This window comes from Pseudomonas sp. 14P_8.1_Bac3 (assembly GCF_025466085.1).
GTDB lineage: Bacteria > Pseudomonadota > Gammaproteobacteria > Pseudomonadales > Pseudomonadaceae > Aquipseudomonas.
This window is the reverse complement of sequence record NZ_JANLOD010000047.1, coordinates 19,206-32,516: the sequence shown is the minus strand read 5'-3', so window position 1 is coordinate 32,516 and position 13,311 is coordinate 19,206. Positions and strand designations below refer to the sequence as shown.

Below are 13,311 nucleotides of genomic sequence, written 5' to 3'. Positions count from 1 at the left end.
CCCGAACCGGACACTTCCACCCGACAATTTTGCTCTTTGCGTTGCGGGCTGCACATTCATGTGCCCAGTAGCCGCGCTAATTAAGGTCACACAGATGGACATGCAATCCCGAATTCGCCAGCTTTTTCAGGCCAGTATCGACACCAAGCAAATGGCGATGGACGTACTTGCACCGCACATCGAGCAAGCCAGCCAGGTCATGGTCAACGCCCTGCTCAACGAGGGCAAAATGCTGTCCTGCGGGAACGGCGGCTCTGCCGGCGACGCCCAGCACTTCTCATCCGAGCTGCTCAACCGCTTCGAGCGCGAGCGTCCGAGCCTGCCGGCCATCGCACTGACCACCGACAGCTCGACGATCACCTCGATCGCCAACGACTACAGCTACAACGAAATCTTTTCCAAACAGATCCGCGCCCTTGGCCAGCCGGGCGATGTCTTGCTGGCGATTTCCACCAGCGGCAACTCGGCCAACATAATTCAGGCGATCCAGGCCGCACATGATCGCGAAATGATTGTCGTAGCATTGACGGGACGTGATGGCGGCGGCATGGCGTCGCTGCTATTACCCGAGGACGTCGAGATTCGCGTACCGGCCAACGTCACTGCACGTATTCAGGAAGTCCACCTGCTGGCGATCCATTGCCTTTGCGACTTGATCGACAGCCAACTGTTCGGGAGTGAAGAATGACCCCTAATCGCTTAGGCCTTCTGGCCTTGACCCTGTGCCTTGGCATCAGCGGCTGCACCTCGGTGGTTAACGCCAGCCGTGAAGCGCCGATCGATGATGACCGCGGCACGCGTACCTTGGGCAGCAAGATCGACGACTCACTGATCGACACCAAGGTGGGTGTGAACATTGCCAAGGCCGATCCGGCCCTGGATAACGATTCGCACATCGTCGTTACCAGCTACAACGGTATCGTGCTGCTCGCCGGACAAACTCCGCGTGAAGACCTGAAGGCCAAGGCCGAGCAAGCCGCCGCCGCCGTTCAGCGCGTGAAGAAGGTGCACAACGAACTTCAGGTGCTGCCACCATCGGGCTTCCTCGCCCGCCAGAATGACACCTGGCTGACTTCCAAGATCAAGACCCAGATGCTCACCGACCCGAGCATCCCGGGCACGCGCATCAAGGTGGTCACTGAGAACGGCATCGTCTATCTGCTGGGCTTGTTGACCAAGCAGGAAGCGGCCCAGGCCACCAACCTGGTGCAAGGCGTTTCCGGGGTACAAAAGATTGTGAAGCTGTTCGAATACATCGACTGAACACGGTCCCTGCCCCCCCCCTGTAGGAGCGAGCATGCTCGCGATGGTAGCCCAGACACCGCGGGCATCCAGATAGCCAGCGTTATCGTTGACGACCATCGCGAACATGCTCGCTCCTACAGGGAGCAGGCACAAAAAAAGGCGATCCTTTCGGATCGCCTTTTTTATTACTTCACCACTTTCAAACTGGGTCGACCGCTGGGTCGCGGCGGTTCGCTATCGGGTGGCGGAACATCATCATCCGGCTCGATCTCGTCCTCGTCTTCCATAGGCGATTCCAGATCGAACACCATGCCCTGCCCATTCTCCCGAGCGTAGATGCCCAGGATCGAAGCGATAGGCACGTACAGGGTGTGCGGCACACCACCGAAGCGCCCTTCGAAGCTGACCGCTTCGTTGTCCATGTGCAGATGACGCACGGCGGCCGGCGATACGTTCAGGACAATCTGTCCGTCACTGGCGAAACCTTGTGGCACCTGCACCGACGGATATTCGGAATTGACCAGCATGTGCGGGGTGCAATCGTTATCCACAATCCACTCGTAGAGCGCGCGGACCAGATAAGGTCGACTGGAGTTCATAGCGGCTCCTTAAGCCTTAGCGCATATCGCGTTCGACGCCAGACAGACTCGCCTGGAAAGCCTCACGCGCAAACGAGCGCTCCATATAATCAAGCAGCGGCTTGGCTGGCCGCGGCAGTTCAATACCCAGAATCGGCAAGCGCCAGAGTATTGGTAATAGGCAGCAATCCACCAGACTTTGTTCCTCGCTGAGGAAAAACGGCTTGTCGGCGAACAACGGCGACACACCGGTCAGGCTTTCGCGCAGCTCTTTACGAGCAACGACACGGGCTGCTTCCTTGCTCCGGGGATCCAGGATCAGATCCACCAGGCCACACCAGTCACGCTGAATACGATGAATCAGCAGACGGCTATTGGCACGCGCCACTGGATAAACCGGCAGCAAAGGCGGATGCGGGTAACGCTCATCCAGATATTCCATCACCACGGTCGACTCCCACAACGCCAGGTCACGATCGACCAGGGTAGGCAGGCTTCCGTAAGGGTTCACCTCAATCAGTTTAGGCGGCTGGCGGCCAGCTTCCACGTAAATGATCTCGGCGCTTACACCCTTCTCTGCAAGTACGATGCGCACTCGGTGGGAATAGTGGTCGGCGGGGTCGGAGTAACAGGCCAACCGATTGGTCACGCCCATGGCGGTCCTCCTCGCTTGTTGAAATTATCGGAAGCGGAAAAACGAGCGCGCCCAGAGGGCGTCTCCCGTAACGCCTGAATGATCAGGCTCGTTACACGTTCAGAGACGCCCTTGGGCGCGCGCGATTAACAGCAATTGCTTGAAACTTAATCAGTGCACATCTTTCCAGTATTCGCGCTTCAGCAGATAAGCGAATACGAAGAAGAACGCCAGGTACAGCAGGACGTAGGTACCAATGCGCTGATGTTGCAACTTAACCGGGTTAGCCGAGTAAGCGAGGAAGGTTACCAGATTCTTGACCTTCTCATCGAACTGCTCTTCGGTCAGGGCACCGCTTTTCGGCACGATGGTCATCTGATCGCACGCTTCATGAGTCAGCGCGGTACCGGTCAGCGGATCATATTGCTTCTTGCCGTCTTCGACGATCTGCACCTGTTTGCAACCGATGACCTGGCGACCTTGCAGGCCCACCAGAACGTTTGGCATGCCGACGTTCGGGAAGACCTTGTTGTTCACACCCCAAGGGCGCGACGGGTCTTCGTAGAACGACTTCAGGTAGCCATAAAGCCAGTCGGTGCCACGAACACGGGCCACCAGGGTCAGGTCAGGCGGCGCGGCACCGAACCAGGTCTTGGCGTCAGCCGGCTGCATGCCGATGCTCATGTGGTCGCCGATCTTGGCCCCGGTGAACACCAGCTTCGACAGCATCAGGTCATGGGGAATACCCAGGTCGTCGGCCACGCGCTCGTAGCGCTGGAACTTGGCGCTGTGGCAGCCCATGCAGTAGTTGGCGAAGGTACGTGCGCCATCCTGCATGGCAGCCTTGTCGGAAACGTCGATATCGACCTTTTCCAGTTCTGGACCACCGTGTTCAGCCGCGAAGGACAGGACAGGCAAAGCAGCAAGAATCAGTACAGCAAATAGCTTTTTCATCAGCCAGTCACCCTTTCCGGAACCGGTTTGGTCTTCTCGAGCCTGGTGTAGAACGGCATCAGAATGAAGTAGGCGAAGTACAGGAACGTACACACCTGCGACAGCAACGTCCGCTCAGGAGTTGGAGCCAGTACGCCCAGTACACCCAGGATCACGAACGAGATGCAGAACACCCAGAGCCAGATCTTGCTCAACCAGCCCTTGTAGCGCATCGACTTGACCGGACTACGGTCGAGCCATGGCAGGACGAACAGGACAGCGATGGCCGCACCCATGGCGATAACGCCCAGGAGCTTGTCCGGAACCGCGCGCAAGATCGCGTAGAACGGGGTGAAGTACCAGACCGGGGCAATGTGTTCAGGGGTCTTGAAGGCGTTCGCCACTTCAAAGTTCGGCTTCTCGAGGAAATAGCCGCCCATTTCCGGGAAGAAGAACACGATGGAGCAGAAGATGAACAGGAACACCACCACGCCGACGATATCTTTCACGGTGTAGTACGGGTGGAAAGCAATGCCGTCCAGCGGTACGCCGTTTTCGTCTTTGTGTTTCTTGATGTCCACGCCGTCCGGGTTGTTCGAGCCGACCTCGTGCAGCGCCAGAACGTGCAGCACCACCAGACCGAGAATCACGATCGGCAAGGCCACCACGTGCAAGGCGAAGAAGCGGTTCAGGGTAATACCCGAAATCAGGTAGTCACCACGGATCCACTGGGTCAGGTCGTTACCGATGACCGGGATCGCACCGAACAGCGAGATGATCACCTGGGCGCCCCAGTAGGACATCTGGCCCCACGGCAGCAGATAGCCCATGAAGGCTTCCGCCATCAGCGCCAGATAGATCAGCATGCCGAAGACCCACACCAGCTCACGCGGTTTCTGGTACGAACCGTAGAGCAGGCCGCGGAACATGTGCAGATAGACCACGATGAAGAACGCCGAAGCGCCGGTGGAGTGCAGCAGACGCAGGATCGAGCCGTACTCGACGTCGCGCATGATGTATTCGACGGAGGCAAAGGCTTCTTCCGCCGACGGGGTGTAGCTCATGGTCAGCCAGACACCGGTGACGATCTGGTTGACCAGAACGAGCAGCGCGAGGGAACCAAAGAAATAGAAGAAGTTGAAGTTCTTCGGGGCGTAGTACTTGCTGAGATGGTCTTCCCACATTTTGGTCGCGGGAAAGCGCGCATCAACCCAATCCATGAACTTGCTCATCACGCTTTCTCCGTATCGACGCCAATGACAATGATGTCATCGGTCTCATAGGAATGCGGGGGAACTGGCAGGTTCAAAGGCGCAGGTTGCGACTTGTAGACGCGGCCAGCCAAATCGTAGTGGGAGCCGTGGCAAGGGCAGAAATAACCACCTACCCAATCCTTGCCCAGATCCGCAGGTGCCACTTCTGGGCGGAAGGTCGGCGAGCAACCGAGGTGTGTGCAGATACCGATCAGCAGCAGAACCTCTGGCTTGATCGATCGTGTTTCCGGGTCGACATACGTCGGTTGAGTCGAGTTCTTGGAGGTCGGGTCAGACAACTGGCCCTCGATCTTTTTCAGATTCCCCAGGATTTCCTCGGTACGGCGGACGATGAACACCGGCTGACCGCGCCACTCAGCAATCATCTGCTGGCCTGGTTCGATTTTGCTGACATTCACTTTCACCGGTGCACCTGCGGCTTTCGCCTTGGCACTGGGAAACCATGACCCCACGAACGGGACCGCAGCCCCCACCGCTCCTGCAGCACCCACCACGGATGTGGCTGCTACCAAGAAGCGACGCCGGCCTGCATTCACGCCGTCATTGCTCATTCAGTCCTCTCCCATCAGCTTTGTGGCCTGTTAAATCAGGCATCTACTAAGTAAATCTATGTACTTATAAAAATTTTGCCGAATGGTAATGAAAAGCCCCAATTCTGACAAGGTAATTACCGAAGGGCCCCACTGCCAAGCCTTGCAGTATAGGGCCTCTACGGCTGTGGCAAGTTGTCACAGAGCAATTCTTTAATAAATCGCGCGCATAAAAAAACGCCCAGCTCCGTGAGGAAACTGGGCGTTCTTTTTTGAACGAGAAAGCGAATTAACGCTTCGAGTACTGCGGACGCTTACGCGCTTTACGCAGACCGACTTTCTTACGTTCAACTTCACGAGCGTCGCGAGTAACGAAGCCAGCTTTGCGCAGAGCGCCACGCAGGGTTTCGTCGTAGTCCATCAGAGCGCGAGTGATACCGTGGCGGATTGCGCCAGCTTGACCACTTACACCACCGCCGATCACGGTGACGTAGATGTCGAACTTCTCGACAGTCTCAGTCAATTCCAGCGGCTGACGAACTACCATGCGGGCAGTTTCGCGGCCGAAGAAATTATCCAGCGAACGGTTGTTGATGGAGATGTTACCAGTGCCCGGACGCAGGAAAACGCGTGCGGTTGCGGTCTTGCGACGGCCAGTGCCGTAATTTTGAGTCGCCGACATAATGAACTATTCCGTTAAAACTTCAGTTCTTGGGGCTGCTGAGCAGTATGAGGGTGTACAGCGCCCGCATAGACTTTCAGCTTACGATACATGTCGCGACCCAGCGGGTTCTTAGGCAGCATGCCTTTGACCGCGGTCTCGATCACGCGCTCAGGGGCTTTAGCGATCAGCTTTTCGAAGTTGATCGACTTGATGCCGCCCGGGAAACCGGAGTGGGAGTAGTAGATTTTGTCGGTGGTTTTAGCACCGGTTACACGAATCTGCTCGGCATTGATAACGACGATGTAGTCGCCGGTGTCAACGTGAGGAGTGTACTCAGCTTTATGCTTGCCACGCAGACGGCTCGCGATTTCGGTGGCCAGACGACCCAGGGTCTGACCTGCAGCGTCGACGACAAACCAGTCGCGCTGTACTGTTTCCGGTTTAGCAGTAAAAGTTTTCATTCTTTATAGCCTCAGGGGCCGCCCTGTAAATTAGACGGCGGATCTTACTGAATAGTGCGTACTTTGACAAGTCAAAGGCAGCCGGATACAGACGCTTTCGGGGGCTCGGGTCGGCGCGTCCGTTCAACGGCAAGATTCTTCGGCGGCGGCGCATCACTTCCACTGCAGAAAGAGGTGCGCAATTATGCAGATTGCGAAAAATATTTCAACCTGCTTTTATGATTGTTTTGCCCAAGGAGCACCCGATGGACTATCGCCAGCTAGGCCGAACCAATCTGAACGTGAGCGCCATCTGCCTCGGAACCATGACCTGGGGCGAGCAAAACAGCGAAGCTGAAGCCTTCGCCCAGATTGAACGGGCCAAAAGCGCCGGGATCAATTTCATCGACACCGCCGAGATGTACCCGGTGCCGCCCAAGGCCGAAACCTACGCCACCACCGAGCGTTACATCGGCAACTACTTCAAAAGCCGCGGCGATCGCGCCGACTGGATCCTGGCCAGCAAGATCGCCGGCCCCGGCAACACCATCGACTACATCCGCGATAAAAACCTGCGGCACAACCGCCAGCACATCACCGAAGCCGTGGACGCGAGCCTCAAGCGCCTGCAGACCGACTACATCGACCTCTACCAGTTGCACTGGCCGGAGCGCAGCACCAACTTCTTCGGCCAGCTCGGCTACAAGCACCAGACCGAAGCCAACCTGACGCCGCTGGAAGACACCCTGGAAGCACTGGACGAACAGGTCAGGGCCGGCAAGATCCGTCACATCGGCCTGTCCAACGAAACACCGTGGGGCACCATGCGTTTCCTGGCGCTGGCCGAAGCCCGGGGCTGGTCACGCGCGGTATCGATCCAGAACCCGTACAACCTGCTGAACCGCAGCTTCGAGGTTGGCCTGGCGGAAATCGCCATCCGCGAACAGTGCGGCCTGCTCGCCTATTCGCCGCTGGCGTTCGGTTTCCTGTCGGGCAAGTACGAAGGTGGCGCTCGTCCGCCGAAAGGTCGTCTGAGCCTCTACAGCCGCTTCAGCCGCTATTTCAATCCACAGTCGGAAGCCGCGTGCAGCCGCTATGTGGCATTGGCCCGGGAACACGGGCTTGATCCGGCGCAGATGGCGCTGGCGTTTGTCACGCAGCAGCCGTTCGTGACCAGCAACATCATCGGCGCGACGACGCTGGAGCAACTGGACAGCAACATCGCCAGCTTCGAGCTGAAACTTTCCGATGAAGTGCTGGCGGGGATCGAGGCGATTCACAAGGATCATCCGAATCCGGCGCCTTGATTGTTCCTGAAATCCCGTCGCGGGCAAGCCCGCTCCTGCAGTGGATTGGTATCGAGCCGGAATCCTGAGCTCGCCATAGATCCCGGTGGGAGCTGGCCTGCCAGCGATGAGGCCATCACCTCCAACATCGATGATGATTGACCCACCGCTATCGCGAGCAAGCCCGCTGCCACAAGGATGTGTGGCGCGCCTGAATCTGAGCGCACCACAATTCCCAGTGGGAGCGGGCTTGCCCGCGAAGAGGCCCGCGCAGACGCCGAGAAATCAAAGGGACCGCGCAATAATCTCCTTCATGATTTCATTGGTGCCCGCATAAATCCGCTGCACCCGCGCATCCGCCCAGGCCCGGGCAATCGGGTACTCCCACATGAACCCATAGCCGCCATGCAATTGCACGCACTCGTCGAGCACCTTGCATTGCAGGTCGGTCCCCCAATACTTGGCCATCGCTGCAGTCGGCACATCGAGCTTGCCTTGCAGGTGCAATTCCAGGCAGCGATCGACGAAAACCCGGCCAATCTGAATCTCGGTGGCCATCTCCGCCAGCTTGAATCGGGTGTTCTGGAAGTCGGCAATCGCCTTGCCGAACGCCTTGCGCTCGCGGGTATATTCCAGCGTCCATTGCAGCGCGGCTTCCGCCGACGCCAGCCCGCCGATGGCGACCGTCAGGCGCTCCTGCGGCAGTTCCTGCATCAGATAGGCGAAGCCCATTCCCGCCTGCCCCAGCAAATTTTCCTTGGGCACGCGAACGTCCTGGAAGAACAGCTCCGAGGTGTCCTGCGCCTTCATGCCGACCTTTTCCAGACGCTTGCCCTTGGCAAAACCCGGCGTGTCGGCCTCGACCAGAAACAGACTGGTGCCCTTTGCGCCCGCCTTCGGATCGGTCTTGGCCACGACGATCACCAGGTCCGCGAGATAGCCATTGGTGATGAAGGTCTTCGAGCCGTTGATCACGTAGTCGTCGCCATCCAGCACCGCGGTGGTCTTCACCCCTTGCAGGTCGGAACCGGCGCCCGGCTCGGTCATGGCAATCGCAGTGACCATCTCGCCGGACACCAGTTTCGGCAGGTATTTGTGCTTCAGGGCTTCGCTGCCGTAATGCAGGATGTACGGCGCAACAATGTCGGAATGCAGAGAAAAACCAATGCCGGTCAGGCCAAGCCGGCCGACCTCTTCGATGACCACCGCGCTGTAGAGGAAGTCCGCTCCCAGCCCGCCATATTCTTCCGGCAGGTGCGAACAGAGCATGCCCGCCTCCCCTGCCTTGTTCCAGAGTTGACGGTCTATATAGCCTTGTTTCTCCCATTGCGCATGAAATGGCACGGCCTCTTTTTCGAGGAACGTTCGCACGCTGTCACGAAAAAGTTCGTGCTCGGAGCTGAACAAGGTTCTGGGAATCATGCGGCACCTGTCGTTATTGTTGGGGGGAGTAGACCATCAGAGACTAAGCCGCGCGTTCGACACAGGACACTGGACACATCAGACAAAAAATAAGACGATCCAGCCGTCTGGTGACCACTTTCCCCTATAAGAATAAAGTTGAATTATGTCTAACCAAGCCTCCACGCCCTTGCGGCGCGTCAGCATCCTGGCGATCGACCGGGTTTTCGCTTCCACCCTCATGCAAGCCAAGGATTTCTTCCATTTGGCCAGCCTGCGCTATGGCAAACAACTGGGCCACGGCCTGACGCCAGCGTTCGAAACGCGACTGGTCAGCCCCGACGGCCAACCAGTGAACAGCTTCAGCGATGTGATCATGCCGGTGGACGGCGGCCTGGAAAACGCCGATATCATTATTCTCCCGGCGTTCTGGGACGATTTCGAAACCCTGTGCCAGCGTTATCCACAGGTGATGCCGTGGCTGCGCCAGCAACACGCGCGTGGCGCGGTGCTCTGCGGCGAAGCCACCGGCGTGTTCTGGCTCGCCGAAGCCGGGCTGCTCAACGGCAAGGAAGCGACCACCTACTGGCGTTTCTTCAATGCCTTCGCCGAACGCTTCCCGCGGGTCTATCTCAATCAAGACAAGCACCTGACCGACGCCGACAACCTGTATTGCGCCGGCGGCACCACCTCGGCGTGCGACCTCTACATCTACCTGATCGAGCGCTTCTGCGGCGCCAACGTCGCCCAGGCCGTGGCCCGCGACATTCTCTATGAAGTGCAACGCAGCTACGCGCCGGGCCGTATCGGTTTCGGCGGGCAGAAGCTGCATCAGGACGTGATCATCCTGCAGATCCAGCACTGGCTCGAAGAACATTTCGCCGACAAGTTCCGCTTCGAAGACGTTGCCCGCGAACACGGCATGAGCATCCGCAACTTCATGCGCCGCTTCCAGACCGCCACCGGCGACAAGCCACTGCATTACCTGCAACGCCTGCGCATCGAAACCGCCAAGGGCTTGCTGTCCGGCAGTCGTAAAAGCATCAAGACCATCAGCTATGAAGTCGGCTATGACGACGCCAGCTTCTTTGCACGGCTGTTCCGCCAGCACACGGAATTGTCGCCGAACCAGTATCGGCAGCAGTTTCAGCAGGCGGCTTGAACGGTCGGGCCTCAACGTCTGTTTTCCCACGCGAAAAACCGAAGACGGAACAGCGTAGCCCCGGACTTTACTCACATACACGGCCCGTTTAATACCTCAACATCTTCCCTCGCAATTCCATCAGGGAAGATGAACAGTGACTATTGGATCAAGCTACGACTACCCCTCCTCCATTGCCCGCGATGCCGTTCGAACCAAGCGTTCGGCTGACAATAAATGGGTTGGACGCTTTCCCAATCCGCCAGATCTCTGCTTTGACTACAGAGCGCTGGTGGAGCAAGAAAACGGCATTGCCAAGGCAACCGACTTACAACACAGCATCTGCATCATCGGCGCCGGCGTTACTGGACTGACAGCGGCCAGAGAACTTTATCGGTGCGGCTTTACCCAGATTTCCCTCATCGAACAAGCCCGACGCATCGGTGGCCGACACCTGACCGTCCCCGGCAGCCGACACTCCACGCGGAGCCACACACCGTTCGAGATGGGCGCAATGCGCATGCCCTTCTTCAATCGCGCCGACGAGTCGCCGACCGAAGGGCGGTCACTCATGGCCCACTACGCCCAGACGTTCGACCTGGCATTTTCAGACTTCGCCAACCCCGGTAGCCAATGGGTCAGCTCGACCGGCATCTATCTGCGAGAAGGCAGCCTCAGCGGCGAACCGGCACCGCACATGCTGATTTGGAAAAACGCGGATGGCTTGACCCCGCCCCCTGGCGAGGCACTGCAGAAGGTCTATGCCAGATGGAAAACCTTCGCCGACCGCATGACCGATCATGTCGCCGAGGTTTACGCGAGCTCGCAATGGGAGGCGATGTGGGCGGCCATCGTCAAAAAATACCAACGGGTTTCATTTCGCGATCTGGTCAGTATGGCGGCCCTGGACGCCTGGGATGAACGCTCGCCCGGCGACTTTGGCGGCATGGGGATGTCCACAGAGGAGTCGGCGATTTTCTATGCGATCGGTATCGGTGACGGCAGCTGGGGCGCCTTTTACGACGTTTGCTGCCTGTATCCGCTACGCACTGCCATCTTTGGTTTCAGCAGCCAACTGCAGTTGATCCATGGCCGGGTCGACTCAAACGGTGATCCACTGGATTCGCCCTACCTCAACAATGAAGCCGTTTTCGACTCGGCGGGACTGACGTTCGATCCGCCCCGCTACATTGGGCTCGCCGCGCTGGACGAATGCCTGATGTTCATGAAAACCGCCGAGACCGGAAAATCGGTCTACGAACACAGCCACGAACGAAATACCGGCCTCTTGACCGATGCGTCCGTTACCAGGCTCAGAAAACTGAGCAACCAGAAAATCCGCGTTTACTTCACTTGGAAACACAGCCAACCCGAGGAAGCCCGGGAACGCTTCGCCGACTTCGATTCGGTCATCATGACGCTGCCGTCGTGGCTGATCGAAACCCGGATCACCCTGGAAAGCTTCACAGCGCAGATGCTGCCTTTCGAGACGATCAATGCCTATAAAACCGCACACTGGGAAACCAGCTGCAAGGTTTTCGCGCCCTTGAAAAAATCGTTTCTTTCAAAAAACACCAACATTCCTCAAGCCATCGTCACCGACAGTTTTATCCACGATGTCTACACCTATCGCTACAACGATCATTACAGTTATGACTGCATCCTTCTGAGTTACACCTGGGAAGACGATGCCACCAAGCTTGCCTCATTCAGCGACAAGGAACTGGTGACTCGGTGCGCCAATGAACTGGATCGCATCCTCATGAACGCCACCAACATCCGGGAAAAAATCTCGCCATACATTGCGCTTGAACATGCGGTGGTCCAGCGCTGGATCACCGATAAAAATGCGCTGGGCTGTGCAAAGTTATATCGGCCCGGCACCTATTACGAAGCCGTGGGATTGATGAAGTACAACCGGGATTTCGCCCATGTTTCAGGCCTGTATTTTTCTGGTGAATCATTTTCCGTGGATGCCGGCTGGACGGAACCCTGCTTTCGCGGTGCCGTGGATGCGGTCATTCACATCTGCAGCAAAACCCACGCAACGTTTAACGGCGGGTTTTCCATGAATGACTATCCGCACTACCAGCCCAACGTCCGACAAACCTGACGCCAGCGCCCTGCACGCCTCGTGCTGGCACTGGCGTCCTACGCCCTTGGCAAAATAACCCGCGCATCTTCGGACAAGGACTACAACGGTACCGGAAGCCGCCGACTTCCGCTCATCGCCGGCTTTCAACTCTTATAAACACGCAATTAAACAGCGTGAATAACAATAAAAAGAGGTCACCGGAATGAGCGAAGTAACCAGTCCTGTTCGCGTAGCAGTCGTGCAATTCGATCCACAAGTCGGCATCGAGCATCGTGAGGAAAATCTCCGGCGAAGCCTGGAGTTGGCGCAGGAAGCGCTGGACGGTGGAGCGAACCTTATTGTTCTGCCCGAGCTGTCCAGCACCGGGTATTTTTTCAACAATCGGCAGGATGCCTTCGCCCATGCGGAGCCGGTGCCCGATGGCCCGAGCGTGCAAGCCTGGATGGACTTCGCCCGCCAGCACCAGGTTTACCTGGTGGCTGGCCTGACCGAGCGCGACGGTGCGCGGCTGTTCAACACCGGCGTGCTGCTCGGGCCTGACGGGTTTATCGGCAAGTACCGCAAAGCGCATTTGTGGAATCTGGAGAAGCTCTGGTTCACGCCGGGGGACCTCGGTTTTCCGGTGTTCGACACACCGATCGGTCGCATCGGTTTGTTGATCTGCTGGGACATCTGGTTTCCGGAAGTGCCGCGCATCCTCAGCCAGCAAGGCGCGGACATCATTTGCAGCCTGAACAACTGGGTCTGGACGCCCCCGCCGTTGTTCGACGAAGCGGGCAAATGCATGGCGTCGTACCTGACGATGACCGCTGCGCATGTCAACAACGTGTTTATCGCTGCGGCCAGCCGGATCGGTGAGGAGCGCGGCGCCCGTTATCTTGGCTGCTCACTGATTGCCGGTACCAATGGCTGGCCGATTGGCGCGGTGGCGTCGGCAGACCAAGAGGAAATCCTGTTGGCCGACATCGACCTGACCAGCGCCCGCAGCGCGCCGATCTGGAACGACCTGAACGATCTGCATCGTGATCGTCGCGCCGACCTTTACGATCAGATGCTCGGTTACACCCATCACCCATGCCTCCCGCGCTAA

General features: G+C 57.9%; 14 protein-coding genes. 6 read left to right on the top strand and 8 right to left on the bottom strand.

The features are described from left to right. Window positions 1-94: 94 nt before the first annotated feature. Together NTD84_RS12310 and NTD84_RS12305 are read left to right on the top strand one after the other, a co-directional pair. Complete coding sequence (locus NTD84_RS12310; RefSeq protein WP_008025961.1) at window positions 95-688, top strand: phosphoheptose isomerase; 594 nt, start codon at window positions 95-97, stop codon at window positions 686-688. Continuing rightward, the gene (locus NTD84_RS12305) at window positions 685-1,263 is read left to right on the top strand and encodes a BON domain-containing protein (RefSeq protein ID WP_262165681.1); all 579 of its coding nucleotides are present in this window, start codon (window positions 685-687) and stop codon (window positions 1,261-1,263) included. Before NTD84_RS12310 ends, NTD84_RS12305 begins: the two co-directional genes overlap by 4 nt. 167 nt (window positions 1,264-1,430) lie before the next feature. Here the strand turns inward: NTD84_RS12305 and NTD84_RS12300 are convergent, their stop codons facing one another. The 7 genes from NTD84_RS12300 to rplM all read right to left on the bottom strand — a co-directional run bounded on the left by NTD84_RS12300 (window position 1,431) and on the right by rplM (window position 6,319). Beyond that, entirely contained in the window at window positions 1,431-1,844 is a 414-nt protein-coding gene (locus NTD84_RS12300; protein ID WP_262165678.1) for a ClpXP protease specificity-enhancing factor, read from the bottom strand. Window positions 1,845-1,860: 16 nt separating this feature from the next. Continuing rightward, the gene (locus NTD84_RS12295) at window positions 1,861-2,478 is read right to left on the bottom strand and encodes a glutathione S-transferase N-terminal domain-containing protein (protein ID WP_262165676.1); all 618 of its coding nucleotides are present in this window, start codon (window positions 2,476-2,478) and stop codon (window positions 1,861-1,863) included. 150 nt (window positions 2,479-2,628) lie between these two features. Then, entirely contained in the window at window positions 2,629-3,411 is a 783-nt protein-coding gene (locus NTD84_RS12290; protein WP_262165673.1) for a cytochrome c1, read from the bottom strand. Then, window positions 3,411-4,622 (bottom strand): cytochrome b, encoded by a 1,212-nt coding sequence (locus tag NTD84_RS12285; RefSeq protein ID WP_262165670.1) that lies wholly within the window; start codon window positions 4,620-4,622, stop codon window positions 3,411-3,413. The genes NTD84_RS12290 and NTD84_RS12285 overlap by 1 nt, the downstream gene beginning before the upstream one ends. Then, window positions 4,622-5,215: a ubiquinol-cytochrome c reductase iron-sulfur subunit gene (petA, locus tag NTD84_RS12280; RefSeq protein WP_007905300.1), complete on the bottom strand. Its 594-nt coding sequence runs from the start codon at window positions 5,213-5,215 to the stop codon at window positions 4,622-4,624. The genes NTD84_RS12285 and petA overlap by 1 nt, the downstream gene beginning before the upstream one ends. Window positions 5,216-5,483: 268 nt before the next feature. Continuing rightward, window positions 5,484-5,876: a 30S ribosomal protein S9 gene (gene rpsI / locus NTD84_RS12275; RefSeq protein ID WP_003205364.1), complete on the bottom strand. Its 393-nt coding sequence runs from the start codon at window positions 5,874-5,876 to the stop codon at window positions 5,484-5,486. A gap of 14 nt (window positions 5,877-5,890) precedes the next feature. Then, the gene (rplM, locus tag NTD84_RS12270) at window positions 5,891-6,319 is read right to left on the bottom strand and encodes a 50S ribosomal protein L13 (protein ID WP_007905295.1); all 429 of its coding nucleotides are present in this window, start codon (window positions 6,317-6,319) and stop codon (window positions 5,891-5,893) included. 245 nt (window positions 6,320-6,564) lie between these two features. Here rplM and NTD84_RS12265 point away from each other — a divergent pair, with 245 nt between their 5' ends. Further along, the gene (locus tag NTD84_RS12265; protein ID WP_262165664.1) at window positions 6,565-7,605 is read left to right on the top strand and encodes an NADP(H)-dependent aldo-keto reductase; all 1,041 of its coding nucleotides are present in this window, start codon (window positions 6,565-6,567) and stop codon (window positions 7,603-7,605) included. Window positions 7,606-7,869: 264 nt separating this feature from the next. Here the strand turns inward: NTD84_RS12265 and NTD84_RS12260 are convergent, their stop codons facing one another. Beyond that, complete coding sequence (locus NTD84_RS12260; RefSeq protein ID WP_262165662.1) at window positions 7,870-9,006, bottom strand: acyl-CoA dehydrogenase family protein; 1,137 nt, start codon at window positions 9,004-9,006, stop codon at window positions 7,870-7,872. Between the two features lie 244 nt (window positions 9,007-9,250). Here NTD84_RS12260 and NTD84_RS12255 point away from each other — a divergent pair, with 244 nt between their 5' ends. The 3 genes from NTD84_RS12255 (at window position 9,251) to NTD84_RS12245 (ending at window position 13,311) form a co-directional block, all read left to right on the top strand. Further along, window positions 9,251-10,147: a GlxA family transcriptional regulator gene (locus NTD84_RS12255; RefSeq protein ID WP_262165896.1), complete on the top strand. Its 897-nt coding sequence runs from the start codon at window positions 9,251-9,253 to the stop codon at window positions 10,145-10,147. Between the two features lie 136 nt (window positions 10,148-10,283). Then, window positions 10,284-12,239 (top strand): flavin monoamine oxidase family protein, encoded by a 1,956-nt coding sequence (locus NTD84_RS12250; protein ID WP_262165660.1) that lies wholly within the window; start codon window positions 10,284-10,286, stop codon window positions 12,237-12,239. 184 nt (window positions 12,240-12,423) lie between these two features. Next, the gene (locus NTD84_RS12245) at window positions 12,424-13,311 is read left to right on the top strand and encodes a nitrilase family protein (protein WP_262165658.1); all 888 of its coding nucleotides are present in this window, start codon (window positions 12,424-12,426) and stop codon (window positions 13,309-13,311) included.

Bases quoted from the DNA above. Each gene is read 5' to 3' on its own strand.
- NTD84_RS12310 (WP_008025961.1), top strand. From the start codon at position 95: ATGGACATGCAATCCCGAATTCGCCAGCTTTTTCAGGCCAGTATCGAC.
- NTD84_RS12305 (WP_262165681.1), top strand. From the start codon at position 685: ATGACCCCTAATCGCTTAGGCCTTCTGGCCTTGACCCTGTGCCTTGGC.
- NTD84_RS12300 (WP_262165678.1), bottom strand. From the start codon at position 1,844: ATGAACTCCAGTCGACCTTATCTGGTCCGCGCGCTCTACGAGTGGATT.
- NTD84_RS12295 (WP_262165676.1), bottom strand. From the start codon at position 2,478: ATGGGCGTGACCAATCGGTTGGCCTGTTACTCCGACCCCGCCGACCAC.
- NTD84_RS12290 (WP_262165673.1), bottom strand. From the start codon at position 3,411: ATGAAAAAGCTATTTGCTGTACTGATTCTTGCTGCTTTGCCTGTCCTG.
- NTD84_RS12285 (WP_262165670.1), bottom strand. From the start codon at position 4,622: ATGAGCAAGTTCATGGATTGGGTTGATGCGCGCTTTCCCGCGACCAAA.
- petA (WP_007905300.1), bottom strand. From the start codon at position 5,215: ATGAGCAATGACGGCGTGAATGCAGGCCGGCGTCGCTTCTTGGTAGCA.
- rpsI (WP_003205364.1), bottom strand. From the start codon at position 5,876: ATGTCGGCGACTCAAAATTACGGCACTGGCCGTCGCAAGACCGCAACC.
- rplM (WP_007905295.1), bottom strand. From the start codon at position 6,319: ATGAAAACTTTTACTGCTAAACCGGAAACAGTACAGCGCGACTGGTTT.
- NTD84_RS12265 (WP_262165664.1), top strand. From the start codon at position 6,565: ATGGACTATCGCCAGCTAGGCCGAACCAATCTGAACGTGAGCGCCATC.
- NTD84_RS12260 (WP_262165662.1), bottom strand. From the start codon at position 9,006: ATGATTCCCAGAACCTTGTTCAGCTCCGAGCACGAACTTTTTCGTGAC.
- NTD84_RS12245 (WP_262165658.1), top strand. From the start codon at position 12,424: ATGAGCGAAGTAACCAGTCCTGTTCGCGTAGCAGTCGTGCAATTCGAT.